The 24,922-nt window shown below is 63.2% G+C and carries 23 protein-coding genes and 1 tRNA gene; 8 read left to right on the top strand and 16 right to left on the bottom strand.

What is annotated here, in order from left to right; translation table 11 throughout:
- Positions 1–57: 57 nt before the first annotated feature.
- The 5 genes from FJ973_RS26685 to FJ973_RS26670 all read left to right on the top strand — a co-directional run bounded on the left by FJ973_RS26685 (position 58) and on the right by FJ973_RS26670 (position 3,138).
- Positions 58–852 (top strand): response regulator, encoded by a 795-nt coding sequence (locus tag FJ973_RS26685; protein ID WP_140558431.1) that lies wholly within the window; start codon positions 58–60, stop codon positions 850–852.
- A gap of 181 nt (positions 853–1,033) precedes the next feature.
- Positions 1,034–1,198 (top strand): DUF1328 domain-containing protein, encoded by a 165-nt coding sequence (locus FJ973_RS26680; protein WP_006203859.1) that lies wholly within the window; start codon positions 1,034–1,036, stop codon positions 1,196–1,198.
- Positions 1,199–1,375: 177 nt separating this feature from the next.
- Complete coding sequence (locus FJ973_RS26675; RefSeq protein ID WP_140500587.1) at positions 1,376–2,410, top strand: PAS domain-containing sensor histidine kinase; 1,035 nt, start codon at positions 1,376–1,378, stop codon at positions 2,408–2,410.
- A 129-nt stretch (positions 2,411–2,539) separates the two neighbouring features.
- Positions 2,540–2,710 (top strand): hypothetical protein, encoded by a 171-nt coding sequence (locus FJ973_RS31040; protein ID WP_181168298.1) that lies wholly within the window; start codon positions 2,540–2,542, stop codon positions 2,708–2,710.
- A 182-nt stretch (positions 2,711–2,892) separates the two neighbouring features.
- The gene (locus FJ973_RS26670) at positions 2,893–3,138 is read left to right on the top strand and encodes a YMGG-like glycine zipper-containing protein (protein WP_140500585.1); all 246 of its coding nucleotides are present in this window, start codon (positions 2,893–2,895) and stop codon (positions 3,136–3,138) included.
- Between the two features lie 202 nt (positions 3,139–3,340).
- Here FJ973_RS26670 and FJ973_RS26665 read toward each other — a convergent pair whose 3' ends face one another.
- The 4 genes from FJ973_RS26665 to xylF all read right to left on the bottom strand — a co-directional run bounded on the left by FJ973_RS26665 (position 3,341) and on the right by xylF (position 8,451).
- A complete protein-coding gene (locus FJ973_RS26665) occupies positions 3,341–4,963 on the bottom strand; it encodes a CHASE domain-containing protein (protein WP_140517889.1) in 1,623 nt (540 codons plus the stop codon).
- Between the two features lie 136 nt (positions 4,964–5,099).
- Positions 5,100–5,900 (bottom strand): ATP-binding cassette domain-containing protein, encoded by an 801-nt coding sequence (locus FJ973_RS26660; RefSeq protein WP_140500582.1) that lies wholly within the window; start codon positions 5,898–5,900, stop codon positions 5,100–5,102.
- 15 nt (positions 5,901–5,915) lie between these two features.
- On the bottom strand, positions 5,916–7,268 hold the full coding sequence (locus FJ973_RS26655; RefSeq protein ID WP_140500580.1) for a sugar ABC transporter permease: 1,353 nt from the start codon (positions 7,266–7,268) through the stop codon (positions 5,916–5,918).
- 142 nt (positions 7,269–7,410) lie between these two features.
- Positions 7,411–8,451 carry a D-xylose ABC transporter substrate-binding protein gene (xylF, locus tag FJ973_RS26650; RefSeq protein ID WP_140500579.1) on the bottom strand — a complete coding sequence of 347 codons (1,041 nt, stop codon included), beginning with the start codon at positions 8,449–8,451 and terminating at the stop codon, positions 7,411–7,413.
- Positions 8,452–8,710: 259 nt separating this feature from the next.
- Here xylF and FJ973_RS26645 point away from each other — a divergent pair, with 259 nt between their 5' ends.
- Positions 8,711–9,952: an ROK family protein gene (locus FJ973_RS26645; protein ID WP_140500577.1), complete on the top strand. Its 1,242-nt coding sequence runs from the start codon at positions 8,711–8,713 to the stop codon at positions 9,950–9,952.
- 7 nt (positions 9,953–9,959) lie between these two features.
- On the opposite strand, the gene phoB is transcribed toward FJ973_RS26645, so the two are convergent.
- The 8 genes from phoB to FJ973_RS26600 form a co-directional block, all read right to left on the bottom strand.
- Entirely contained in the window at positions 9,960–10,649 is a 690-nt protein-coding gene (gene phoB, locus FJ973_RS26640; RefSeq protein WP_010911896.1) for a phosphate regulon transcriptional regulator PhoB, read from the bottom strand.
- Positions 10,650–10,668: 19 nt separating this feature from the next.
- Positions 10,669–11,376, bottom strand: a complete 708-nt coding sequence (gene phoU / locus FJ973_RS26635) for a phosphate signaling complex protein PhoU (protein WP_140500575.1) — start codon at positions 11,374–11,376, stop codon at positions 10,669–10,671.
- Between the two features lie 25 nt (positions 11,377–11,401).
- Complete coding sequence (gene pstB, locus FJ973_RS26630; RefSeq protein WP_140500574.1) at positions 11,402–12,205, bottom strand: phosphate ABC transporter ATP-binding protein PstB; 804 nt, start codon at positions 12,203–12,205, stop codon at positions 11,402–11,404.
- Positions 12,202–13,053, bottom strand: coding sequence for a phosphate ABC transporter permease PstA (pstA, locus tag FJ973_RS26625; RefSeq protein ID WP_140500572.1), 852 nt, complete (start codon positions 13,051–13,053; stop codon positions 12,202–12,204). Before pstA ends, pstB begins: the two co-directional genes overlap by 4 nt.
- Positions 13,054–13,056: 3 nt before the next feature.
- Positions 13,057–14,046 (bottom strand): phosphate ABC transporter permease subunit PstC, encoded by a 990-nt coding sequence (gene pstC, locus FJ973_RS26620; protein WP_140558429.1) that lies wholly within the window; start codon positions 14,044–14,046, stop codon positions 13,057–13,059.
- Positions 14,047–14,111: 65 nt separating this feature from the next.
- Positions 14,112–15,170: a phosphate ABC transporter substrate-binding protein PstS gene (gene pstS, locus FJ973_RS26615; RefSeq protein ID WP_140517885.1), complete on the bottom strand. Its 1,059-nt coding sequence runs from the start codon at positions 15,168–15,170 to the stop codon at positions 14,112–14,114.
- A 517-nt stretch (positions 15,171–15,687) separates the two neighbouring features.
- The gene (locus FJ973_RS26610) at positions 15,688–19,821 is read right to left on the bottom strand and encodes a PAS domain-containing protein (protein ID WP_181170961.1); all 4,134 of its coding nucleotides are present in this window, start codon (positions 19,819–19,821) and stop codon (positions 15,688–15,690) included.
- Positions 19,822–20,429: 608 nt separating this feature from the next.
- Positions 20,430–21,395 (bottom strand): DUF2865 domain-containing protein, encoded by a 966-nt coding sequence (locus FJ973_RS26600; RefSeq protein ID WP_224704194.1) that lies wholly within the window; start codon positions 21,393–21,395, stop codon positions 20,430–20,432.
- Positions 21,396–21,657: 262 nt separating this feature from the next.
- Here FJ973_RS26600 and FJ973_RS26595 point away from each other — a divergent pair, with 262 nt between their 5' ends.
- Complete coding sequence (locus FJ973_RS26595) at positions 21,658–21,861, top strand: hypothetical protein (protein ID WP_140500562.1); 204 nt, start codon at positions 21,658–21,660, stop codon at positions 21,859–21,861.
- Positions 21,862–22,039: 178 nt separating this feature from the next.
- On the opposite strand, the gene FJ973_RS26590 is transcribed toward FJ973_RS26595, so the two are convergent.
- The 4 genes from FJ973_RS26590 to FJ973_RS26575 all read right to left on the bottom strand — a co-directional run bounded on the left by FJ973_RS26590 (position 22,040) and on the right by FJ973_RS26575 (position 23,804).
- A complete protein-coding gene (locus FJ973_RS26590) occupies positions 22,040–22,417 on the bottom strand; it encodes a hypothetical protein (protein WP_140558424.1) in 378 nt (125 codons plus the stop codon).
- 403 nt (positions 22,418–22,820) lie between these two features.
- A tRNA-Glu gene (locus tag FJ973_RS26585) sits at positions 22,821–22,895 on the bottom strand.
- A gap of 89 nt (positions 22,896–22,984) precedes the next feature.
- A complete protein-coding gene (locus tag FJ973_RS26580) occupies positions 22,985–23,392 on the bottom strand; it encodes a VOC family protein (protein WP_140558423.1) in 408 nt (135 codons plus the stop codon).
- Between the two features lie 13 nt (positions 23,393–23,405).
- Positions 23,406–23,804, bottom strand: a complete 399-nt coding sequence (locus FJ973_RS26575; protein ID WP_140500558.1) for a fimbrial protein — start codon at positions 23,802–23,804, stop codon at positions 23,406–23,408.
- Between the two features lie 25 nt (positions 23,805–23,829).
- On the opposite strand from FJ973_RS26575, the gene FJ973_RS26570 reads away from it, so the two are divergent.
- Positions 23,830–24,885: an RluA family pseudouridine synthase gene (locus FJ973_RS26570; RefSeq protein WP_140500557.1), complete on the top strand. Its 1,056-nt coding sequence runs from the start codon at positions 23,830–23,832 to the stop codon at positions 24,883–24,885.
- The last annotated feature ends 37 nt before the right edge of the window (positions 24,886–24,922 follow it).

Below are 24,922 nucleotides of genomic sequence, written 5' to 3'. Positions count from 1 at the left end.
CAATGGGGCTTGACCTGCATTTTTAGTCAATCACGTCATCTGAGGGAGACGTCCGTCATGAGTTTATCCGCCACCATCGCTCCGCACCTGCCGTTCCTGCGCCGCTTCTCGCGTGCCGTATCGGGATCGCAGGAGAGCGGCGACGCGCTGGTTGCCGCGATGCTCGAGGCCATCATCGCCGATGTCGACATTTTTCCCGAGGCATCCAGCGAGCGAATCGCGCTGTACAAGGTCTTCGCCAAACTGTTCACGTCCGTCGCCATCCGCGTTCCACAAGAACAGGCGCAATCGGCATGGGAACAGCGCGCTGCGGCCAATCTCAATGCGATCGCGCCGCTTCCCCGCCAGGCCTTCCTTCTGGTGGCCGTCGAGGGTTTCAGCGAGGATGAGGCGGCCGAAATTCTTGGCGTCGGCGAACAGGAATTCTCAGAACTGCTTGCCCAGGCGAGCAACGAGATTTCCCGCCAGGTGGCGACCGACGTGCTGATCATCGAGGATGAACCGCTGATCGCCATGGACATAGAGGAGATGGTCGAGAGCCTGGGCCATCGGGTCGTCGGCACCGCCCGCACCCATGCCGAAGCGGTGACGATGTTCGGCAAGACGCGGCCGAAGATGGTGCTCGCGGACATCCAACTCGCCGACGGCAGTTCGGGCATCGAGGCGGTGAACGAGATTCTGTCGTCGACTTCCGTGCCGGTGATCTTCATCACCGCCTTTCCCGAGCGTCTCCTGACCGGCGAGCGGCCCGAACCGGCTTTCCTGGTGACGAAGCCGTTCAACCCGGACATGGTCAAGGCGTTGATCAGCCAGGCTCTGTTCTTCGACCGGCAGGCGAAAGCAGCCGCATAGCCATGCGCAACTGAAGTCGCAAACGCGCAAAAGCAGGGCGCGACCAGCCGGAAGGTTCCGCTGGCCGCGCCTTGCTTTTCCGCGCCACGATGGTGCGCGGGGGGATCGTCTTTTTCGGCAAAAAGTGGAACAAACCGCATCCACCCACGTTTTTCTCACATAGTTGGAAGGAGATGGAACCATGCTTTACTGGGCGCTCGTATTTCTCGTCGTGGCAATCATCGCCGGCGCGCTTGGTTTCGGCGGCATTGCCGGTACATCTGCCGGGATAGCGCAGATATTGTTCTTCATCTTTCTCGCTTTCCTCATCATTTCGCTTCTCGCCGGCCTGTTCAGACGGGCCTGAGAGTTATCAGGCGAACACTGGAAGCCGCACCCCTCAAACGGTTTCCAGCCACCGCCGGGTGGTGTCCCACAAGGACGCCGCCCGGCGGACCGCTTTTGGGCGTCTGGTTCCCGTAAAACCTGCCTTGGAACCCATTGGACGGTGAGCCGTTCAGCCTGAGTTGGGTGAACAGGTCGGATGCGTTCCAGGGCTCGAGATACCAAGAAGAACGAGCGGGGGGACGAGGTCATTGCCCTGCATCCCGCCGAAAGCGGCATGCAACTTGGCCGGGCGCTTCTCCACGCACTGCACAATGCCGGCATTTCCGTCCTCTACCAGGACCGCGACATGAAAACGGTCTGGGCGCGGAACATGCGTGCGCCCTGGGCCGCCGACAGCAGCGAGGGCGACGGCATCCTGCCGCCGGCACAGGCCGACCGCATTGGCGCTGCCAAGCGCAACGTCGTCGCAAGCGGCGATCCGCAGCGCCTCGAGATCGGCGTCCCGATGGAGGACGGCATGCGCTGGTTTCAGGTCTGGATCGACGCCGACCATGGCGAGGCCGGCGACGTGCAAGGTGTCGTCACCACCATGGTCGAGACGACCGAGCAGCGACGCCGCGAACAGACGCTGACGACGCTGTTGCGCGAAGTCACGCACCGCTCGAAGAATTTGCTGGCAATCATCCAGAGCATCGCCACCCAGACGGGACGCTATTCCGACAGCATCGGCGATTTCCTGACCCGCTTTCGCGGCCGGCTCCAGTCGCTGGCCTCCTCCCAGGATTTGGTAACCTCCTCCAACTGGCGCGGTGCTGCCCTTCGCGAACTCGTCGCCGGTCAGGTCGGCCGCTACGGGACGGACGCGTCGCACAGCCTTCGCTTCCGCGGCGCAAATCCTTACCTCAACCCCAACGCCGCGCTGCATATCGGCCTTGCGATGCATGAACTGGCCGTCAACTCGGTCAGCTATGGCGCCCTGTCGCGGCCGGAGGGCTTCGTCGAAGTGACCGCCGTCCTCGACACCGCCGCCGATGGCGGCATTGCCCTGTCGCTGACCTGGGCCGAAACCATAGGAACCGACAGCAACCAAGAGGGCAAAAAGCGCTTCGGCAGCGTCGCACTGGAACGCGTAGTGCCCTCTTCCCTGAACGGAACGGCGCGCCTCGAGATCGCGGATGGTCGCCTCGAATACCATCTCGTTGTTCCGCACGGCAATTTCGAGACGGAGTAGGCGACCGCCATCTTTTAACCGGCTGTTCACCATAGAAGCAGATGCTGTTTTTGCCAGATACCGATGGAACTGCCGAGCCGACGAGCATGCTTTCGAGGGCTTTGCCGCAGCATAGTGGGGAGGAGCGCCTTGACGGTCGCCGATATCAACAGACTCGAGCAGGCCGCTCGCATTTCGATGGGCGAATTCCAGGATCCCGAGACATCCACGGCATCGCCGGTTGCTCATGGCATCCTGCCCATCGTCGCTCCGGCGTTGGCCGCGGCAATTGTCCTGATCGCCCTGTCCCAGCTGGCCTGATCCCGCCCCCACGTTCGCGCGCGCACATCGCTCGGGTTTTTCGGCGGCCGAGGCATCGGAAAGCTGCGCCCAGAAAAAGACTCTCTTCACCAACAATAAATTGGAGCAGCAAAGGTCGTTTTTTCATGCTAAGTGACGGCTGGAGCTTATTAAAGTGAGGACACGAAGTGAGGAGTGACCCTATGCGGAAAATTCTTATTGCCATGGCTGCCGTGGTCGCCGTCAGCGGCTGTACCTCGACCGAGCAGGATGTCGTCGGCGGCGGCTTGATCGGCGCCGGCGTGGGCGGCTTGGTCGGCGGCGGCAAGGGCGCGCTGATCGGCGCGGCCGTCGGTGCCGGCTCCGGCCTGCTGGTCCGCAACCTGCGCAATGGATACTGCCAGTATCGCGATCATCGGGGTCGCATCTACACGGCTCGCTGCAACTAAGGTAATTCCGGCGGGAAAAGCGCGGAGCGGTTTTCCCGCCGGAATTGCGAGCAAGGAGCGGATCGGCGATCTATCAGACGCTGAACCGCTCCGAGCAACTTGAATCGCCGCTGTCGGGCTCATTCGCGAACCCGGCAGCGGTGCGGCAATTTATTGGCCGCCGCGGGAAGCCTGGAGCGATTCCGCCAAGGCCCGATGGCATTCACGCCGGCAGCGGAATCCTGATTTCCACATTCAATCCGTCATCGCGATAATCGCGGTGGATCGTGCCACGCAGCTCACGCGTGACATTGAGGTCGATCAATTTGGTGCCGAAGCCGGTCGTGGCCGGGGCGTCGACCTTCTTCTGCCCGGTTTCCTGCCAGCTCAGAGCCAAGACCCGGTCACGCCCGCGCCCTTCGACCGACCATTCGATCCTGAGGGCGCCGACCGTATTGCCGGCCTCGCCATATTTCAGCGCATTCGTTGCCAGTTCGTGAAAGGTGAGGCCCAGTGCCTGCGTCGTGGTTTCGTCAAGCAGCACCTCCGGCCCGGACAAAAGCTCTTCCGGCAGCTCCTTTCCGAACACTTGGCCAAGCTCGATGCGCAGGAGATCGCCGAGATCCGCCTTCTGCCAGCGCGAGCGCGTCAGCATGTCCTGGGACGCGGCCATTGCCTGTAGCCGGGCCGAGAAAGATGCCGAGAACTCATTGACGTCGCTGGCACGTGACGCGGTCTGGCGCGCGATCGCCAGCACTCGCGTGATCGAATTCTTGATGCGATGCTTCATCTCCTGCAGCATCAAATCCTTTTCGAGCAGGCTCTTTTCCGTCGTCTCATGCAGCAGCGATGCTGCCTCGTAGGCTCGCTCCTGATAGCGCGCGACAAGCGCGATGGCGCCGGCCAGCAGCAGCCCGAACAGGCCGAGCATGACCGGGATGGCCCGCGACGATGGCTGCGAGAAGGCGCTTGTCGGCCTGAACTGCACGGTCCACGGCCGGCCCGCCACGCTGATCTTGCGGGTGACCAGCAGCCTGTCGCCAAAGCCCGAGACGGGCGGTGTCTCCGACCGGAACAGCAGATGATCCGGATCGACGCCGCCATCGTAGATTTCGGTGTTGACGGGCAGCAGCGGCGCACGGCTGAGCGCGATCTGGAACAGCTCCCTGGCCCGGAAGGCCGCGTAGAGAAAGCCTACCGTCGAGGATCGCGATGCGTTTATGGCATCAGGTGCGGTCTCGACGTTGAGCCGCACGAAGACGAGAAAGCCGGTGAAGGTCTGTGCTGCACCCGTGTCCTGGCCGAGTTGCACCAGCCCGCTCGCGTGCTGCTGGTCATCTGCCATTGCCTTCTCGATTGCCGCGCGCCGCACGGGCTCGGTGAACATGTCATAGCCGATGCTGGCCTTGTTGGACGGATCGAGCGGCTCGAACAGCACAACGGGCGTGCGCCATGGCTGCGTCGTATCCGGATAGATCGCACGCCTGACGCCCTGGTCATGCAGCATGTCGCGTTCGACCGTTGCCTCGTCGCCTGCTTTCACCAGCCGGAGAAAGCCGATGCCGCGCAGGCCGGCGAAATTGGTATCGACATTGAGGGCATTGAAGAACGCTTTGAACTCGCTCTGCGAGATGTCGCCATTGCGGGCGTCGAACAAGGCTTGCGACGAGCGCAGCAGCGACAGCTGCAGGTCGATCCGGCTCTCGATACGGTTGAGCGCATCGTCCGCGGTCGCGTCGAACTTGATGCGAGCCGCCTCTTGCGTCGCGAAATAGGCGAACCCCGCCATTGTCATGCTGATCAGCGCAACGGCAACGAAAGCGACGATTGGAAAAAGCTTCTTCAACGGATAATGCGGCCTATCAGCATGTGAGCCCTTTATGGGCAAGTCGCCCGGTCAACACAATGGCAAGGCCAAGCCATCCCGCCGGCTGGCATATCACCTGATCGGCAGATCGGTAACGGGCTCAGGCCAGCAGGCTTCAGGCAGCGATCTTCAACGCGCCTGGTCCGGGAATGGCGCCAGGCGGACATTTGCCCAGGATGATCATGCCCAGCACCTCGTCCTGGGTCACATCGGTGGTGCGGGCAGTGCCGACGACCTGGCCGTTTTTCATGACGCACACCCGGTCGGCCAGTTCGAATACGTCGTGAATGTCATGGCTGATCAGGAAGATGCCGATGCCGTCGGACTTGAGCTGCCTGACCAGTTCCCCGACCTGGGCCGTTTCCTGCGGTCCAAGTGCTGCCGTCGGCTCGTCCATGATCAGGATGCGGGCGTTGAACAGGATCGCGCGTGCGATCGCCACCGACTGCCGCTGTCCGCCCGACAGCTTGATCACCGGCTCCTTGAAGCGCTGGAAGCGGGGATTGAGCCTGCCCATCACCTTGCGCGCCTCGGCCTCCATGGCGACATCATCGAGCGTGCCCCAGGCGGTCCTCAGCTCGCGGCCGAGGAACAGGTTGGCGGCGGCGTCGACATTGTCGGCGAGCGCCAGGGTCTGGTAGATCGTCTCGATGCCGTATTTCTTGGCATCGCGCGGGTTGGAGATCGAAGCCTCTTCGCCGTTGACGAAGATTTGGCCCGCGTCACGCTTGTAGGCGCCCGACAGGATCTTGATCAGTGTCGACTTGCCGGCGCCGTTATGGCCGAGCAGGGCCACGACCTCGCCGGGGAAAAGATCGATCGAGGCATCGTCGACGGCGCGAATGCCGCCGAACGCGATTGAGATGTTGCGCATGTCGACCAGCGGGTTGCCGGCGGGAGCGATCCTGTCAGCCATGATTGTCCTCCTCCCTCAAACGCGTTTGCGATAGACGGTGTCGAGCCACACCGCGATGACCAGCACGGCGCCGACGACGATGCTCTGCAGCGGCGAGTCGACGCCAAGCAGCACCATGCCGGATTGCAGCGACTGCATCAAAAGCGCGCCCAGCATGGCGCCGATGATTGTTCCCGAACCGCCGGCGAGCGATGTGCCGCCGATGACGGCCGCCGCGATCACCAGCAATTCATCGAGCGTTCCGAGCACGTTGGTGGCCGAGTTCTGCCGGGCTGACGAGATCGCGGCGGCGATCGTGGCCAGCACGCCCATGATCATGAACACTTTCATCGTGATCCAGCGTGTATTGATGCCGGCGAGGTTGGCTGCTTCCGGATTGCCGCCAATGGCAAAGACATAGCGACCAAAACGGGTGCGTTTGGTGATGAAGGTCATGACCAGCCCGACGGCGATGGCCATCAGCACCGGTATGGCGATGCCGTGGGCGATGAACAGGCCGCCCTCGGGCACGGTTATGTTGTTCGCGGCTGCATATCTGTTCACGATGCCGACTGGCCACGGATAGGAATTGGCCAGCCAAACCGCGCCCATGATGACGGCGCAGGTCAGCACGCCGATCAGCGTCTCGGCCCAGATCGGACGCAGCGGGAAACGGAAGCGCTTGCGCTGTACCCGCCCGTTGAACAGCGCAAGCACCACCGCAAGGCAGGCGGCGATACCGACCACCCAGCTCCAGGTCGCGCCGATCGATCCGGCCGGGCCGCCGCCCATCAGCTGGAACGTCGCGTTGAGCGGCGCCACCGTCTGGCCGCTGGTAACCCACCATGCCGCACCGCGCCAGACCAGAAGCCCGCCCAGCGTCACGATAAAGGCCGGCACTTCGAGATAGGCGATGACAAAGCCCTGGAAGGCGCCGATCAACAGACCGAGCACCAGGCCGATGACCAGCGCCAGCACCCAGATCCATGGGTTGCCAAGCTCAAGCCCGACGAAGCGCACTAGGAAATGCACCTGGGCGAAGCCCATGACCATGCCGATCAACCCTTCGGCGGAACCGACGGACAGATCGATATTGCGCATGACGATGACCAGCACCATGCCGCAGGCCATGATGGCGACGGCCGAGGTCTGCACCGACAGGTTCCACAGATTGCGCGGCGTGAGAAAGGTACGGCTGTCGAAATCGAGCGGATTGACGCCGAGACGCAGGCTGGACAAGACATGCAACCCGATCCAGATCAGCAGCAGCGCGCCGATCATGCCGAGCATGCGCGTGTCGATCTCGGTCGCCTTAAGGAACCGGGCGACGGCGCCGAGTTCCGACGCACGCGCGGTGTCGGCCTGCGGGTTGGACGTCGTATCGGTCATGATTTTCTCCCACCGGCCTGCCCGTCCGATGCGGGATGCCGGAAGCCAGCCTAGAAGTTACCCGCCCGGGGCGGAAAAACAAATCTTCTTGAAAAAACGCCGCGGCTTGGCAGCCGCGGCGTTCATCGCATGAAATGGAAGATCAGTTGCAGGCCGCTACGCTGCCCGCCGCGACGCCGGCACAGACCTCGTCTTTCTTGATCCAGCCGGCGTCGATGACGACGTTGAGATTGTCCTTGGTGATCGCAACCGGGGTCAGGAACAGCGATTTGACGGTGTTCCCACCGGGCGTTGTGAAGTCCTTGACGCCGGCGATATCGGTCATCTTCTTGCCGTCGGCCAGCTGCGAGGCGATCTCGGCGGCATTCTTGCCGAGTTCACGCGCGTCCTTCCACACCGACACGGTCTGCGTGCCGAGCGCGATGCGGTTCAGCGCCGCGTGGTCGCCGTCCTGGCCCGAGACCGGAACGGTACCGGCCAGGCCTTGAGCCGTCAGCGCCGCGACGACGCCGCCGGCAGTGCCGTCATTGGCCGCGACCACCGCGTCGACCTTGTTGTCGTTGGCGGTCAGGAACTGCTCCATGTTCTTCTGCGCGTTGGCCGGCAGCCAGCCATCCGTATAGGCTTCGCCGACATTCTTGATCTTGCCGCTGTCGATGGCGTCCTTGAGCACTTCCATGGAGCCCGAGAACAGGAAATCGGCATTCGGATCGGCACCCGAGCCCTTGATGAAGACGTAGTTGCCTTCCGGCTTCACCTTGAACACTTCGCGGGCCTGCATGCGGCCGACTTCCTTGTTGTCGAAGGTCAGATAGAAGACGTCCTTGTTCTCGATCAGGCGGTCATAGCCGACGACCGGAATGCCTTCGTCGAGCGCCTTCTGCACCGCCGGGCCGATGGCGGAGGCGTCCTGCGCCAGGATGATCAGCGAATTGGCGCCCTGGGAGATCAGGCTCTCGACGTCGGTGAGCTGCTTGCCGGGATTGGACTGGGCGTCGGCGGAAATATACTTGTCGCCGGCGGCTTCGATCGCCTTCTTCATGGCGGCCTCGTCGGTCTTCCAGCGCTCTTCCTGGAAGTTCGACCAGGAAACGCCGATGACCTTGTCCTTCGCCTGCGCGACCGACGCGAGCGTCAGCGACATGGCGACACCCGCCAGGATGGCGGCTGTGAATCTCTTCATCTTAATCCTCCCTGCGCCGCGTATGGCGCGACCAAACAGGCCCGTAGGCCGGCACAAAGGCTCTATTTTTTCGAGCCTCGAAAAAACACTGGTCCATCGTCGGAACGCTGTCAACGTCGATTCTGATGTATTTTGATGTCCTCGTGAATTTTTTTCGAGCTCCGGAATAAATAATGACAGCCAAGGCCGGTTCTGCCAGTATTTGACGGTCGTCGGGATCCTGGGGAGAGAACGCGGCGACGGGGAGGATGCGAGAAACATGTCGGTCGGAATCCGCCACGACGATTTGCGCCGACGCAACCGGGCGATGGTGATCGCGGCCGTGCGCCGTGCCGGGCAGCCCTCGCGCACCGAGATTGCCGCGACCACCGGGCTCAGCCATTCCACCATATCGGCGATCTCCTCCGACCTGATTGGCGAAGGCATCCTGGCGCAGAGCAAGCCGAGCGAGGCCGGTGCGCTGAAACGCGGCCGGCCGCAGGTCGGCCTCAGCCTCAACCCTGAAGCCGCGGCGGTGATGACCGTGGTGCTGTCGCTGAATTTTCTCTCCGTCGCCGTCATCGACTATGCCGGCCAGGTGATATCTGAAGAGCAGCGCCGGCTGGACACGCTCACCCTGTCGCGCGAGGCGCTGATCGGCGAATGCGTGGCCATCGTCAGGCGGCGGTTCGAGGATCCCGACCTCGACGTCGGCAGCATCGCCCGTATCGCGCTGGCGATCCAGGGCATCACCGACACGGATGCGCGCACCATGCTGTGGTCGCCGATCACGCCGCAGACCGACATCGCCTTCGCCGACATACTGGAGGCCGAGTTCGGCATTCCCGCCACCATGGAGAACGATTGCAACATGATGGCGGTGGCGCTGCGCTGGCGCGATCCCCAGCGCTACCGCGACGACTTCATCGCCATCCTTTTGTCGCACGGCATCGGCATGGGCTTGGTGCTGAAGGGTGAACTGTTCACCGGCACCCATTCATCCGGAGGCGAGTTCGGCCACATGATCCATCGCCCCGGCGGGGCGCTCTGCCGCTGCGGGCGGCGCGGCTGCGTCGAGGCCTATGCCGGCAACTATGCCATCTGGCGCAACGCGAGGCAGCTTGGCGAGGACACCGAGCCCGTCGACGTCAGCGACGCCGACATGCGCACCCTGGCGGCCTCGGCGCGCGAAAAGGACGGGCCGGAGCGCGAAGCCTACCGCAAGGCCGGCGAGGCGCTGGGTTACGGCCTTGGCAGCCTGTTCGCGCTGATCGATCCGGCGCCGGTCGCCATGGTCGGCGTCAGCGCCGCCGCCTTCGACCTGATCGAGCCGGCTCTGCGCGAGGCCATTGCCCAGACCGCCGGCGGCCAGCACTCGAAATCGATTTCCTTCGACACCGAGCCGAACGAACTGCCACTGATCCGCGAGGGCTGCGCCATGCGCGCGCTGACCTTCGTCGACCAGGAGATTTTCGCGCCGGGGGCACAGGCGAAATCAGGCGTGGGCGAGAACGTTGCGTGACATATCCCTAGTCTTCGCGAATCGCATACCCCGCGCCCCGAATGGTGCGGATCACGTCAGGCATGCGGCCATTGTTGACCGCCTTGCGCAGCCGGCCGACATGCACGTCCACGGTGCGCTCGTCGATATAGATCGTTTCGCCCCAGACATTGTCGAGCAGTTGGCTGCGCGAGAACACGCGGCCGGGATGTCGCATCATGAATTCGAGCAGGCGGAACTCGGTCGGCCCGAGCCGGATCTCGCTTTTCTTGCGGTAGACCCGGTGCGATTCACGGTCGAGCACGATGTCGCCGACCTTGAGCACGCTGGACAGAACTTCGGGCTTGGCGCGGCGCAGCAGCGCCTTGACGCGTGCCATGAATTCCGGCGTTGAGAACGGCTTGACCAGATAGTCGTCGGCGCCGGTGGAGAGACCGCGCACCCGGTCGCTTTCCTCGCCGCGCGCCGTCAGCATGATGATCGGCAGCCGCTCGGTCTCGGGCCGCATGCGGAGACGGCGGCAGAGCTCGATGCCGGACACCGCCGGCACCATCCAGTCGAGCACAAGAAGGTCAGGGACATTCTCCTGCAAGCGGATCTCGGCTTCGTCGCCGCGCGTCACCACCTCTACCTGATAACCCTCCGATTCCAGATTGTAACGGAGCAGCACACCCAGCGGCTCCTCGTCCTCCACCACCATGATGCGTGGCGCGATCATCGACTGGTCACCCCTGCCGTCAAGCCGCTGGCGCCGACATCGCCGTCTCGTCCTGCTTTGGGCGATTGGCGGGCAATTGCGTGCCGGTCAGCACATAATAGGCATTTTCGGCAATGTTGGTCACGTGATCGCCGATGCGCTCGAGATTCTTGGCGCAGAACAAAAGATGCGTGCAGGCGGTGATGTTGCGCGGATCCTCCATCATGTAGGTCAGCAGCTCGCGGAAGACCGACGTGTATTTGACGTCGATGCGTTCATCGTCGGCGCGCAGCTTGGCAAGTGCCGCGGCATCGCGCGCCGCATACTCCTCGATCACGCCTTGGACCTGGATCAGCACAAGCTGCGCCATGGCGTCGATGGAGTGCGACAGGTCGCGCGGCGTGGCGGCAAGGCCGACGGTGCCGACGCGCTTGGCGATGTTCTTGGCGAGATCGCCGATGCGTTCGAGATCGCCCGCCATGCGGATCGAGCCGACGACATGGCGCAGATCGTCCGCCATGGGCTGCCGCTTGGCGATCAGGGTGATGGCGCGGTCGTCGAGTTCGCGCTGGCGCGCATCCATGATCGCGTCGTCGGAGACGACGCGCTGGGCGAGCGCGTTGTCGGAATTCAGGAGCGCCTTGGTCGCGCCGCCGACCATCGATGAGGCGAGATCGCCCATGTCGCGGATCAGCCTGCTGATCTGTCCGAGATCTTCGTCAAAGGCTGCGACTGTGTGTTCGGCCATGATCTTGGTCCTCGTATGCCTGGGATCAGCCGAAGCGGCCGGTGATATAGTCCTGCGTGCGCTTCTCGCGGGGCGACGTGAAGATCTTCTCGGTGCGGTCGAACTCGACCAGCTCGCCCAGATACATGAAGGCGGTCTGCTTCGACACGCGCGCCGCCTGCTGCATGTTGTGGGTGACGATGACGATCGTATAATCGGCCTGCAACTCGTCGATCAGCTCCTCGATCTTGGCGGTCGACAGCGGATCGAGCGCCGAGGCAGGCTCGTCGAGCAGGATGACCTCCGGCTTCACCGCCACCGTGCGGGCGATGCAGAGGCGCTGCTGCTGGCCGCCCGAAAGGCTGAGGCCGCTGGCGTTGAGCTTGTCCTTGACCTCGCTCCACAGTGCCGCGCGCTTCAGCGCCTGCTCGACACGGCCGTCCATCTCCGCCTTGCTGAGCTTCTCATAGAGCCTGACGCCGAAGGCGATGTTCTCGTAGATCGACATCGGGAACGGCGTCGGCTTCTGGAACACCATGCCGATCTTGGTCCTGAGCAGGTTGAGATCCTGCGAACGGTCGAGGATATTCTGGCCGTCGAGCAGCACCTGGCCCTCGGCGCTCTGCCTCGGGTAAAGCTCGTAGATGCGGTTGAAGACGCGCAGCAGCGTCGACTTCCCGCAGCCCGAAGGCCCGATGAAGGCGGTGACGCTGCGCTCGGGCAGCGACAGGCTGATATCCTTCAGCGCCTTCGACTGGCCATAGTAGAAATTGAGGCCCTTGACCTCGATCTTGGCTTTCTCGACCGCGACTTCGGGCGTATTCAACTCGGTGGACAACATCGGTTTCATCTGTCCTCTCTGCGTCCGGTAAGGCTGCGGGCGAAGATGCTCAGCCCGAGAACCGTAAGGGTGATTATGAGTGCGCCGGTCCACGCCAGCTGCTGCCATTCCTCGTAGGGGCTGAGAGCGAACTGGAAGATGGTGACGGGCAGGCTGGCCATCGGCGCATTGAGATTACTCGACCAGAACTGGTTGTTGAGCGCCGTGAAGAGCAGCGGCGCCGTCTCGCCGGAAATGCGGGCGATGGCCAGCAATATGCCTGTGACGATGCCCGACAGCGCCGCACGGTAGGCGACCGAGCGGATGACCACCCAGCGCGGCGCGCCGATCGCGGCGCCGGCCTCGCGCAAGGCGTTCGGCACCAGGTTGAGCATGTCCTCGGTGGTGCGAACGACGACCGGGATGACCAGGATGGCCAGTGCGACGGCACCGGCGATCGCCGAGAAATGTCCCATCGGCCGCACCAGCAGCTCGTAGACGAACAGGCCGACGATGATCGAGGGTGCCGACAGCAGGATGTCGTTGATGAAGCGCACGACGGTGGTGAGGCGCGAGAAGCGGCCATATTCGGCCATGTAGGTCCCAGCGAGGACACCGATCGGCGTGCCGACGATGACGGCGATGACTGTCATCATGATACTGCCGTAGATGGCATTGAGCAGGCCGCCGGCATCGCCGGGCGGCGGTGTCATTTCGGTGAACACAGAGAGCGAAACACCCGACAGGCCCTTATAGAGCAGTGCGCCGAGGATGAGCGCCAGCCAGGCCAGGCCGATGCCCGCCGCCGTGACGCATAGCGTCATCATCACGGCATTCCTGCGCTTGCGTCGATTGTGAAGCGATGTGGCCGTCGACATCGGTCAGGCTCCCGTGCGGCTGTCCATGCGCAGCAGCATGTAGCGCGCAAGGGCAAGGATCAGGAAAGTGATGACGAACAGGATCAGGCCGAGCGCCACCAGCGAAGACGTATAGAGATCGCCGTCGGCTTCGGTGAACTCGTTGGCGATGGTCGCCGAGATCGTCGTGCCGGGCGCGAACAGCGAGCCGCTGATGCGGTGGGCGTTGCCGATGACGAAGGTTACCGCCATGGTTTCGCCGAGCGCGCGGCCGAGGCCGAGCATGACGCCGCCCATGATGCCGACGCGGGTATAGGGGATGACGACGCGGCGCGTGACCTCCCAGGTCGTGCAGCCGATGCCGTAGGCCGATTCCTTCAGCACCGCCGGCACCGTGTCGAAGACATCCTTGGTGATCGAGGTGATGAAGGGCAGGACCATGATGGCAAGGATCAGCGCCGAGGTCAGAAGGCCGATGCCGTAGGGCGGGCCGGCAAACAGGCTGGAGAGTCCCGGCACGTCGTGGAAAAGCTTGATGATGAAGGGCTGCACCGTCGTCTGCAGGAACGGCGCGAACACGAACAGGCCCCAGATGCCGTAGATGATGGAGGGTATGCCGGCAAGCAGCTCGACGGCGATGCCGATGGGGCGCCGGAGTGGCCGCGGGCAGAGTTCGGTAAGGAAGATGGCGATGCCGATGCCGATGGGAACGGCGATCAGGATGGCGATGGCGGCGGTGACGATGGTTCCGTAGATCGGGGCCAGCGCTCCGAAATTCTCGGTGACCGGGTTCCACGATTCGGTCGTCAGGAAGGAGAACCCGAATTTCGACAGCGCTTCCCACGAGCCGGCAAACAGCGAAATCGCCACGCCGCCGAGGATGAGCAGGACGAGGATGGCGGAAAAGCGTGTCGCCGTCCGGAAAATCGTATCGGTGAGCGCGAAGCGTCGGACCGTCGCTTCCCTGGCCCGCATGGCGGCCGACGATGGCATGGCTTCGGAGACGGCGGTCATCTGGCCCTCGCGTTTCAAGGAAGACAGGGAGGGCGCCGTGAAGCGCCCTCCTCGTTCAGCAGGGATTACATGGCGGAATAGAGCGGCTTGCCGTCTTCGCCGACGATGTCCTTGGCCCACATGTCCTCGACGCTCTTGACGACCGCGTCGGGGATCGGAACGTAGTCCAGCGCCCCGGCCATGTCGTCGCCCTTCGCGTAGGACCAGGCGAAGAACTTGAGCGCTTCACCGGTCGCCGCCACGTCGCCGGGCTTCTTGTAGACCAGGATCCAGGTCGCCGACGTCATCGGCCAGGATTCGGCGCCCGGCTGGTTGGCCAGGATGACGCCATAACCAGGCTGCGAGCTCCAGTCGGCATTGGCCGCCGCCGCCGAGAACGCCGCCGCCGTCGGCTCGACCTTCTTGCCGTCCTTGTTGATCATGTCGGCATAGGTCAACTTGTTCTGCTTGGCGTAGGCGTATTCGACATAGCCGATCGAGCCACCGGTCTGCGAGACGTTGTTGGCGACGCCTTCATTGCCCTTGGCGCCGATGCCAACCGGCCATTCGAGCGCGGTGTTGACGCCGACCTTCGACTTCCAGTCGGCGCTGACGTCGGCCAGGTAGTAGCTGAAGTTGAACGTGGTGCCCGAACCGTCGGAGCGATGCACGACGGCGATCGCCTGGTCGGGAAGCTTGACGTCGGGATTGAGCTTGGCGATCGCCGCGTCATTCCAGTTGGTGATCTTGCCGACGAAGATATCGGCCAGCGTCGGGCCGTCGAGCACCAGTTCGCCCGGCTTGATGCCTTCGAGATTGACGACCGGAACGATGCCGCCCATCACCATCGGGAACTGTGCAAGTCCGGTGGATTCGAGATCCTCGCCCTTCAGCGGCGCATCGGAAGCGCCGAAGGTGACGGTCTTGGCTTTGATCTGCTTGATGCCGCCGCCCGAGCCGATCGACTGGTAGTTGAGACCGATGCCGGTCTCCTTCTTGTAGGCATCGGCCCACTTCGCATAGATCGGGTAAGGGAAGGTGGCGCCGGCACCGGAGATGTCAGCTGCCATTGCCGCGGAAAGGGTGAGGGTGGACGCCGCAGCCATTGCGATCGCAACGGCCGCCGAGCGGATGAAATGTCTCATATGGCCTGCTCCTGTTCGGAAGATGGTCTCTCGGCGCCATTCCTTGCCAGCGCCCGCTGAGGCCAATAGCGTTCGATTATAACAGTCGCATGACAGTTTCGTGTCAGCCCGGTAACGCGTCGCCGGCGCCTGGAAAGGCGATGGCGATTAGCGGCTGCGGCATGGCGCCGGTTTGCCTTCGGGAATCAGGGACTTGCGCTATCCGGCCACCCAAACAGCCATCGGATTCGGCATGGATCGCTGATCGAAGAAAAGCCGGACGGGAGCGCGTTGCTCGAGGCCAGAGGATGTCTTGGCCGGGCCATCGCCAAAAACAGGTCCGTTGGGGTAGATTGACGCTGCTTCATACTGGCGGTCGCTGCTCCCGCCCGTAACTAGAAGAGAGCGGAAATTCGATGCCGTCATTGTCCCGGCTGGACGCCGGCTTTGATATGGTGCGATCGCACCATAGTCTTGCTCGAAGGGCTGCAGCCGGCCCCGGGTGATTCTCGCCGCAATCCGGCCGAAGGCGCAAAGTCTATCCCGCGTTGCGCCGGGCCTGGCGACCAGCGCCGACCCAGCGCTCGACCTTTTCGAGCAGGGCCCTGGGGCTGATCGGCTTGGGCAGATAATCATCCATGCCGGCGTCCAGGCAGCGTTCGCGATCGCCCTTGAGCGCATGCGCGGTGACCCCGACGATCGGCACATGCGTGCCGGTTTCCTCTTCCAGCCGGCGGATGGCGGCGGTTGCCTCGAGCCCGTTCATCTCCGGCATCGAGACGTCCATCAGGATCATGCACGGATTGAGCCTGCCGAAAGCGTCCAGCGCCTTGCGGCCATTGCCGACGATCTCGAAACCGTAGCCGGTCTCGCCGAGGATCTGGGTGAAGACCATCTGGTTGACCTCATTGTCCTCGGCCACGAGGATGTCCAGCCGCTGCTCGCCGCCAGTCGCGGCAAGCCGAGGCCTGACCGGCGGCGGCTGCAGCAACGCGCGTTGCCCTGCCGCCGGTGGCGGTGACTGCGGATTGTTCCCGCCGCCTCCCTCGACAGCAAGCGGCCGGGCGACATCCGTGGCGTGGCGATGCCGCTGGATGGTGGCGACCAGCGTTTCCAGGAGCACCGAGGAGCGTGCGGGCTTGATGAGTTGGGCATCAATGCCGAGATCGCGGTAACTGGTGTTGGCCAGCGACTGGTCGACGGAGGTCAGCATGATGATCGGCGTGTCGGCAAGCCCGGCGGTGTTGCGCACGACACCTGCCATCTCGGCGCCGCTCATCTCGGGCATCTGATAATCGAGCACGACGCAATCGACCGGCACGCCGTAGGCGGCGGCCGCGATCAGCACTTTCAGTCCCTCGGCGCCGCTCTCGGCCGCGCAGGAATCGAAGGTCCATGACGTCATCTGCTCGGTCAGGATGGCGCGGTTGACGGCATTGTCGTCGACGATCAGCACCCGCGCGCCGGTCACGTCCACCGGCATGATGCGCTGCGCGTTCTGTTGTCCGGCCCTGGGCAGCGTGACCGTGAACCAGAAGGTCGACCCCTTGCCTTCGGCGCTTTCCACGCCGATGTCGCCGCCCATCAATTCGACCAGCCGCGAGGTGATCGCGAGCCCGAGCCCAGTGCCCTCATGCCGCCTCGTCGAGGAGGTGTCGACCTGGCTGAATTTCTCGAACACCTGTTTCAGCTTTTCCTCAGGGATGCCGATCCCGGTGTCGGTGACCGAGATCGTCAGCCTGGTTCCGTCCGGCACACTTTCGCCGGTGACGTCGACGAGCACATGGCCTTCTTCGGTGAACTTCACCGCATTGCCGAGCAGGTTGGTGACGATCTGCCGGATGCGGCCGACATCGCCGATGAACAGGCTTTCGAGCCCAGGCTCGATGCGCACGATGAGCTCGAGGTCCTTTTCCTTGGCCCGCGTCGACACCAGCGTCGCCACGTCCTCGATCGCCTCGGCGAGATTGAAGGGGGCGGGATCGAGCACCAACTGGCCGGCATCGATCTTGGAGAAATCCAGGATATCGTTGATGATGGTGAGCAGCGCGTTGCCCGATTTGACGATGATGTCGGTGAAGGTCTTCTGCTTCGGATCGAGATCGGATTTGGCCAGGAGTTCGGCCATGCCCAGCACGCCGTTCATCGGGGTGCGAATCTCATGGCTCATATTGGCGAGGAATTCCGACTTGGCGCGGTCGGCAAGTATGGCGCGCTGGCGCGCCTCGCGCAGTTCCGCCTCGCGCAGCTTCAATTCGGTGATGTCGGTGGTCGACCCGATCAGGTAGAGCGACCCGTCGGACGCGATCATCGCGCCCTTGCGGGCGAACTGGTGGCGCACGCTGCCGTCCGGGAGCATCACCGTCTCCTCGACCTCCTGGGTTTCGCCGCTGCGCAGCACCGCGAGGTCGCCATTGACGAAGGCTTCGCCGTCGGGCCCGAAAATTTCGATATCGGTCTTGCCGATCGCGTCCTGCTTGCTGAAGCCGGTGAGATCGCACCAGCCCTTGTTGACGTAGAATTGCCTGAGATCGGAGCGTTTGGCATAGATCGACACCGGCACGTTGTCGATCAGGCTGCGGAACACCTCGTTCTCGCGCATGCTTTCTTCCAGCGCCCGCTCGCGCGCCTTGACCTCGGTGATGTCGGTGCTGGAGCCGACCAGATGCACCGATCCGTCCAGCGCCACCAGCCGGCTCTTCCGCGTCATCAACTGCCGCACCGTGCCGTCGCGATGGGTGACGGGCTCCTCGACCTCCCTGACGCTGCCCGTGAGGGCAACCTCGGTATCGTCCAGGCTGTAGCTTTCTCCATCTCCGTCGCCGAACAGCTGCCGATCGGTGCGGCCGATAACGTCTTCCTTGGCGAGCCCGGTGATCGCGCACCAGGCCTTGTTGACGAACTCGATGCTGAGGTCCTGCGCCTTGATGAAGGCGGCCACGGGCAGTTCGTCCAGCACGTGCCGGAACAGGTCGATCTGCCGCATCGAATCGTGCAGCGCCTTTTCGCGGCTCTTGATCTCGGAGATATCGACACGCACGCCGATGAACGTGCCGTCGTCGGTGCGCATGTCGTAGACCTGGTACCAGCGACCGTCGGGATTGAGACGTTCGAAGGATGAGTATGGCAGGTGGTAGCGGGCGAGGATGCTGTTCAGCCAGGGATCGAGATCGCCATCATAGAGCGCATCGACCTGCGGATCGCCGCTCGAGCGGAAATAGCCGGCCGAATGACCGAGTGCCAGCGCGTCGCGGAAGGTGCGGCCGGGCTGCCACGCCGGCTTCAGCGCCGGCAGCGTGTCCTGCATCTTGCGGTTGGCGAAAACGAAATTGTCGTCGCGGTCGTAGATGATCACGGCGGCCGGCAGCGATTCCAGCACGCTGGCCAGGTGTTTGCGGGCGTCCTGCGCCTCGGTCTCACGGCCCTTCATGTCCGAGACGTCGAAGAGGAAGCCGGCCACGTAGTTGCGGCCGCTTGCCATTCTAACGCGGTTCTTCCTGACGACGCGCGAGCGGTTGACGCCGTCGACCTGGAAACTTTCCTCCACCTCGTAAGGCCGCCCGGTCGCCAGCACCGCGCGCTCGCTTTCCTCGAACAGCGCGACCTCGGCGGGCGCGAGAAAATTGCCGCCGGGCTTGCCAAGCATGGTTTGCGGCGTCTGGCCGAACAGGCCCGCAAACGCTTCGTTGACGAAGACGAAGCGCAGATCGTCGTCCTTGACGAAGATCGGATCCTTGACGCCGTTGATCACCGCTTCCGCCAGTCGCGCCTTTTCCAGCGCGTCGGCCAGCTCGGCCTCGCGATCCTTCATGTCGGTGACATCGACATAGGAGATGAGCCGCTTGCCGCCGGCCAGCGGGGCCAGCGATGCAACTAGGGTACGCCCGTCATTGCGCGGCAATTGTCTCGAGCCGGCGACGCCGGCCCTGATCTCGGCCTCGCGCTCGGCGGTATGACGCTGCCAGGCAACGTCGTCGGCGCCGTAGGAATCGGCGGCGCGGCTGGCCTCCATCAACTCGCGGAAGCCCGAGCCGATCCCGGCGCGCTGGGGATCGATTTTCCACAAATTGTAGAAGGCCTGGTTGATCACTTCGGCGCGCAGGTCGGCGTCGAGGACCATGATCCCGATCGGCATCGAATCGACCATCGTGCGAAGGTCGGGAAGGCCTCCCGAAGACGCCTCTCCTTGCTGCTTCTGCTCCAGTTCTTCGAAGGCGACGGCCAATCCCGTGACATTGCGTCCAATGCCACGATAGCCGGCGAATTTCCCCTCGTCATCGAAGCGTGGAAAGCCTGAGGTCAGCACCCAGCGGCAATCGGCGCGACCTCCCTTCAGTTCGTAGACAAAGTCACGGAACGGCCGATGTGCCTGCAGATCCTCCAGATGCATTGCCGCGCTGCGGTTGCCGTTCAGGACCTGCTTCAGGAAATCGAACCGGAAGCGGCCAAGCACAGCGGCCGGGTCGATGCCCGTGACCGCCTGATAGTTGTGCGAAAGCCAGGAAAAGCGCAGCTCGGCGTCGGTCTCCCAGATCCAGTCCGAGCCCGTTTCGACCAGCTGGCGTAGCATGGCCAAATCCATGCCTGCGGTGAACGAAGCCGCGTCGTTCACCGCCATTTCGCCCGACCCGCGCTCGCCGCGCACGTCGGCTGTCTCGTTCGCTTCAGCCATGCCGTCCCCACCCCGAATCCAAGGCCGAACCCTCCCTCCGCGGTTCGTCGGCGGAATGTGCCCGAGAAGCATTAACGATCCGCTAACCTTAACAAGCCGTTGCGCACCGGACGGGCCCTGGCCTGCGCCATTGCGCCCGGTTGTCGGCCGGATCGAAGCCGCGCTATAAGCCAATATTGGGGTGTTGCTGATGTTTGGACGGATTGTGCCTTGCTTGCTGAGCGCGGCGCTGCTTTTCGGCAGCGGCTGTTCGCGCAGCTATGACGGCACCGTCGTCATTCCGCGCCCGCTCGATGCCCGGCGTTTCTGGGACCGGCCGCCGCCCAATGTGGAATACGGGCCGTCCGAAATGGAAAACGGCGCTTTTCCGGCGCCGCCACAACCGCCAACCCGGTTTTCCGAGCGCAGGCCCCCGCCGCGCGCCGCACCGAGACGTCATCTTTCAAGAGTTTCGAGGCCACCTCCGCCGTCCTCCGATGAGGAAAAGCCCCTGGCATGCAGGAATGTCAGCGAACCCGGAAAGAGGGTTCGCATGGTCTGCGACTGATGGGTGCCACCCAAAACTGACCTTGGCTGAGAAACCGGCGCCTACAACCGGGGGCGGATGATCATTCGGCTGGGAAGAAGGCCGGGCCGACTATTCTCACCGGCCGCTTGCCGGCCTCTATCGACTGATGCTGGGCCGCCCCGGAGGCTTCGGCGTCCGCCGCGGGAATTGCCGCGACGCTGCCGAGGTCCGGCTTGGCCGACGGCAAGGGGATGATGGCATTGGTCATGTTTGTGGGCGTTACCGTTCGGGCCCTCAATTCGGCGACCCTGCTGTAGTAGCGTTTTAGGTCACATGCCTTGAAATTGACGTCGTCGCGGTAGCGGAATGCGGTCGGCAGATCGGTGTAGGGCTTGCGCGTGTCGAGAGAGACCATCTTTTCGGTTTCGAGGCTGACGTCGCTGAGCGTATAGAGGTCGACGCCCGGCTCGTCGCAGATGTAGCGGCATTGATCGGCCATATCCTTCACATCGTCGCTGCCGGCGAACTGCGACTTGGGTGCTGGGAAGAAATATCCATCCGAAAGGCGCACGCAGAACAGCATCGCGTTGCCGGCGCCCGTTGCCCTCGCCCCTGGCGCCGCCGCAGACACCGATTGGGTCTTCGCCGCCGCGCGCTTTGCCGCTGGCGCGCAGCCAAGCGCGACAAAACGTGCCCGCAGCCCCGACATGTCCCGGCCTGAATTGGAGGCCGCAGCGATCTGGCGCTGCACCTCGCTCCTGTTCCTGGCAAGATCGGCGCATGCGTTGAAGAAACCACCGAGGGAATTTTTCGCCGTACACTTGCGCTGCCTCTCGATGCCTTGGATCGCGGCAAGCTGGCGGTGCAACTGGGCAAGCTCGGGGCTCGTGCCGCCGCCACGGCCGGCCGAAGACAACTGATTTCTTATTGCACTGCAACTGTCGGCATAAGAACTGGACATGCCGAGCGCGAGCACGGTCAGGGTGACGAGCGCGATCATCATGGGGGACCAGAAACGGATCATCGGAAGGACGCGGCCCTTGTTGCTGAGAACCTGGAATGACAACTCTTTCGACTTCGGTAAGCTTTCGCTAAATGAGTTTTATCTAAACTTTCTAGTCTCCATGCATTGAGAGACTTGTCTCTAGTTTAATAGAAGAACCCCTGTGAATTCAATATTGCATTTTTATTTCGAGATTGAGACGAACTGCAAAACAATGCAGCTGGACCGACGGCTGGCAGGCCTGCCGGATCACTCCGGCGTTATCGGCATCCGGTCCTGAAACCTTTGTCCGACCTTTCGCGTTGAAGCGCGAAGGAGAACGCAGATGTCGATCCAGGTCACGGTATCGGAACTGACAAGAAATCTTTTTCATTCCCTGGGACTTGACCCGAGGCCCCTGAGCGCCGAGCAAAACCTGCTGCTGGAATGCTATCTGGCCGGGCAAATCCCGGAATCGGCCTGGAACGACTACGTCTTCGAGACACCCGACCTGGCGCGGCACGCCGAGGCGCGGCGTACCAGCCACTGACCGATGAGGGCGGTGCTGGGCGAGATGGTTTGGTAGTAGCTACCTGAGCGGCTCGCTGACCCTGGCAGATGTTTTCCGGCAGGAATTGCGTAAAAAATGGAAGCGGGATCGGCGATCCGCCGAACGCCGAACGGCGCTAGCACATTAAGCTGCGGCGCGCCCTGCACGGCGGAAACAGCTATTGGCCGATCTTGGGAGAGACGAATTGCAAGGTGAACACGTTGCCGGCAATCCCTTGCGCCAGTTGCGGCGAAAGGCTGAGCGGCGTGCAATCCTTCACTGCGGTCATTGCGGCGTCGATGAACGACTTTCGCGCCTTGTCGTCGCCGGCCACCTTGGCGGCGGTCGGCCGTGGCGGACCAAGCAGCGTGCCGTCGCGCTTGAAGCTGAAGCTCAGCGTGACGATGGAATTTCCGGCATCCACCGGCGGCGTCCAGCATGCCTGGATCGCCGTGCCAACTTCCTCCATCGTGTTGAGCTGGGCGGCAGCCGATGGGCAGGTGGCGCCAATCGCCAATGCGCCGCTAATCAGGAGCATTCCAGCGGTTCTTTTCATTGCAATTCCTCCACCGTCGACCCTTCCGGCCGCCCGCGTGCGATCGTCAGGATTGATGGTAGGGCTGGAGATGGCAAGGGCAATATGCTTTGGCGAAAGCTCTTGCCGAAAGCATTGGAGGCAGCCCCGCCCGCAGCGGCCGGCCAAAAAACAAAAGGCCGGCAGTGGGCCGACCTTTGTTTTCACCGCAGCGCCAGTACATCCGTGGTCGCGGGTGAATTGTCTCCAATAGACAGATTATAGGTAAACGAAACGTTAATCGAAGCCGCCATGCCATAGCTCCGAGCCCGGCTTTTGCCAGCGCTCCATGCGGTCATATGCGCGCATATGACGAAGCTTCCGCGGAGGCCTTGAACATTGTTTGATGCTGGAGGGATCATCAACGGCTGAGCCGTCGCCTTCTTGGTACGCCCAAGGGGAATCGAACCCCTGTTCCCGCCGTGAGAGGGCGGTGTCCTGACCGCTAGACGATGGGCGCGTTCAAGAACCGGCGATATAGGCTGGCGGCGGAGAAAAAGCAACTGGGGTCCGCCGGCTTTCCCGGGATCAAGAAAAAGCTGGCTGCTGCTAGCCTTTTGGCTCGATCAGGTCCCATAGATTGCCGTGGAGATCGGCGAAAACCGCCACCGTGCCGTAGGGCTCCAAGCGCGGTGGCTCGCGAAATTCGACGCCCTTCGCCACCATCGCCGCATGATCGCGGGCAAAGTTGTCGGTTTCCAGGAAGAGAAAAACCCGCCCGCCGGTCTGGTTGCCGATGCTCTTCCTTTGTGCCTCGTCGGAGGCCTGGGCCAGAAGCAGCCGCGCGCCGCGCCCGCTGGCCGGCGCGACCGTCACCCAGCGCTTGCCGCCGCCAAGGTCCACATTCTCCAGGAGCACAAAGCCCATTCGCTCGACATACCAGTCGATTGCTTCGTCATAGCTGTCGACGACCAGCGCAACGGTGGCGATATGACGGTTTTCGGCAAAGCCGGTCATTGCGCGCCGGGCTTCATTTGTTGCGGATCGCGAAGCGGCCGATTATGCGCCGCTCGCCCATATCGTAGACGAAGATCGTGCGGCTGCCATCGACAAGTTCGGCGTCGATCGAGACGCGATTGCCGGATAGCGACTGGCTGACCACCCTGGCGCCGACCGGCAGCACGATGTCTCCGCTGAGCGGTTCGCCGGCGGGCACCTGGATGTCGCCGGCCAGCGGCGGGCTCACCGGCGCTGCCTTGCGTGATTTGTAGACAATCGCCGCGATCACCACCATAAGGGCCAGCAAGAGCAGGCCGAGATTGATGGCCATGAAGCGGATGAGCCTGCCGCGCACCTTTTCGATCTCGGGGTTGAGCGGCTTTTCCCCGCCTTCAACAACGGCGTCTTCGTCGGCGGCGGGGCGGGCCATGGCAAACATTCCGGAACGATTCTCGATGAGCGCTCATAACGAAGAGGCCCCCGGATTGATAGAGGACCAATTCATGCAGGCAGAACCGATCGTGCTCGTGGCCGGCGCCGACGATGCCGGCCAGCGCATCGATCAGTGGCTGGCAGGCAGGCTCGGCCCGGAAATGTCGCGCAGCCGCGTGCAGATGCTGATCAGGCAGGGCGCGGTCTTGGTCGACGGCAAGGCCGTTGTCGAGACCAAGTGCAAGATGTCGCCGGGCGAAACTGTCTCGGTCGCCATGCCGGAGCCGGAACCGGCGGAGCCACAGGGGGAAAACATCGCCCTCGATATCCTCTATGAAGATGACGAACTGATCGTCATCAACAAACCCGCCGGGCTTGTCGTCCATCCCGGCGCCGGCAATTGGACCGGCACGCTGGTCAATGCGCTAATCCATCATTGCGGCGACAGCCTGTCCGGCATCGGCGGCGTGCGCCGGCCGGGCATCGTTCATCGCCTCGACAAGCAAACCAGCGGCGTCATGGTCGTGGCCAAGACCGACCGCGCCCACAAGGCGCTTTCGGAGGCCTTTGCCGATCACGGCCTGACAGGCGATCTCGAGCGCGCCTACCTGGCGCTGGTCTGGGGCATACCGCAGCGGCCGGCCGGAACGGTGGATGCCCCACTCGGCCGCGCCGCCGACCGTGTGCGTCGCGCCGTAGTACCCGAAGGACGCGACGATGCCCGCCGCGCCGTCACCCATTTTGCGGTGCAGGAGCGCTTCGGCGAAAACCAAAAGGAATTCGCGACCGCAAGTCTGGTCGAATGTCGCCTGGAGACCGGCCGCACCCATCAGATCCGCGTCCACATGGCCCATATCGGTCATCCGGTACTCGGTGATCCCGATTACGGCCAAGCCTTTCGCACCAAGGCCAACCGGTTGCCCGAACCGCTGAGAAGCCAGGTCAAGGCCTTCTCCCGGCAAGCTTTGCACGCCTGGCTCCTTGAATTTCGCCATCCGACTACCCATCTATCGATGAGGTTCGAGGCACCGATACCGAGGGACATGGAGGAACTCGTCGGCGGCTTTCGCAGTCTCTGAATCCGCCGCCCGGCAAGCTTCAAATCAACCATCAAAA

Source organism: Mesorhizobium sp. B2-1-3 (genome assembly GCF_006442495.1).
Taxonomy (GTDB): Bacteria; Pseudomonadota; Alphaproteobacteria; order Rhizobiales; family Rhizobiaceae; genus Mesorhizobium.
This window is presented reverse-complemented; position numbering and strand designations above follow the sequence as displayed.

What these genes read in the sequence shown, in the direction of transcription:
- FJ973_RS26685 (WP_140558431.1), top strand. Translation starts at nt 58, where the DNA reads ATGAGTTTATCCGCCACCATCGCTCCGCACCTGCCGTTCCTGCGCCGC.
- FJ973_RS26680 (WP_006203859.1), top strand. Translation starts at nt 1,034, where the DNA reads ATGCTTTACTGGGCGCTCGTATTTCTCGTCGTGGCAATCATCGCCGGC.
- FJ973_RS26675 (WP_140500587.1), top strand. Translation starts at nt 1,376, where the DNA reads ATGCGTTCCAGGGCTCGAGATACCAAGAAGAACGAGCGGGGGGACGAG.
- FJ973_RS26670 (WP_140500585.1), top strand. Translation starts at nt 2,893, where the DNA reads ATGCGGAAAATTCTTATTGCCATGGCTGCCGTGGTCGCCGTCAGCGGC.
- FJ973_RS26660 (WP_140500582.1), bottom strand. Translation starts at nt 5,900, where the DNA reads ATGGCTGACAGGATCGCTCCCGCCGGCAACCCGCTGGTCGACATGCGC.
- FJ973_RS26655 (WP_140500580.1), bottom strand. Translation starts at nt 7,268, where the DNA reads ATGACCGATACGACGTCCAACCCGCAGGCCGACACCGCGCGTGCGTCG.
- xylF (WP_140500579.1), bottom strand. Translation starts at nt 8,451, where the DNA reads ATGAAGAGATTCACAGCCGCCATCCTGGCGGGTGTCGCCATGTCGCTG.
- FJ973_RS26645 (WP_140500577.1), top strand. Translation starts at nt 8,711, where the DNA reads ATGTCGGTCGGAATCCGCCACGACGATTTGCGCCGACGCAACCGGGCG.
- phoB (WP_010911896.1), bottom strand. Translation starts at nt 10,649, where the DNA reads ATGATCGCGCCACGCATCATGGTGGTGGAGGACGAGGAGCCGCTGGGT.
- phoU (WP_140500575.1), bottom strand. Translation starts at nt 11,376, where the DNA reads ATGGCCGAACACACAGTCGCAGCCTTTGACGAAGATCTCGGACAGATC.
- pstB (WP_140500574.1), bottom strand. Translation starts at nt 12,205, where the DNA reads ATGAAACCGATGTTGTCCACCGAGTTGAATACGCCCGAAGTCGCGGTC.
- pstA (WP_140500572.1), bottom strand. Translation starts at nt 13,053, where the DNA reads ATGTCGACGGCCACATCGCTTCACAATCGACGCAAGCGCAGGAATGCC.
- pstC (WP_140558429.1), bottom strand. Translation starts at nt 14,046, where the DNA reads ATGACCGCCGTCTCCGAAGCCATGCCATCGTCGGCCGCCATGCGGGCC.
- pstS (WP_140517885.1), bottom strand. Translation starts at nt 15,170, where the DNA reads ATGAGACATTTCATCCGCTCGGCGGCCGTTGCGATCGCAATGGCTGCG.
- FJ973_RS26610 (WP_181170961.1), bottom strand. Translation starts at nt 19,821, where the DNA reads ATGGCTGAAGCGAACGAGACAGCCGACGTGCGCGGCGAGCGCGGGTCG.
- FJ973_RS26595 (WP_140500562.1), top strand. Translation starts at nt 21,658, where the DNA reads ATGTCGATCCAGGTCACGGTATCGGAACTGACAAGAAATCTTTTTCAT.
- FJ973_RS26590 (WP_140558424.1), bottom strand. Translation starts at nt 22,417, where the DNA reads ATGAAAAGAACCGCTGGAATGCTCCTGATTAGCGGCGCATTGGCGATT.
- FJ973_RS26580 (WP_140558423.1), bottom strand. Translation starts at nt 23,392, where the DNA reads ATGACCGGCTTTGCCGAAAACCGTCATATCGCCACCGTTGCGCTGGTC.
- FJ973_RS26575 (WP_140500558.1), bottom strand. Translation starts at nt 23,804, where the DNA reads ATGGCCCGCCCCGCCGCCGACGAAGACGCCGTTGTTGAAGGCGGGGAA.
- FJ973_RS26570 (WP_140500557.1), top strand. Translation starts at nt 23,830, where the DNA reads ATGAGCGCTCATAACGAAGAGGCCCCCGGATTGATAGAGGACCAATTC.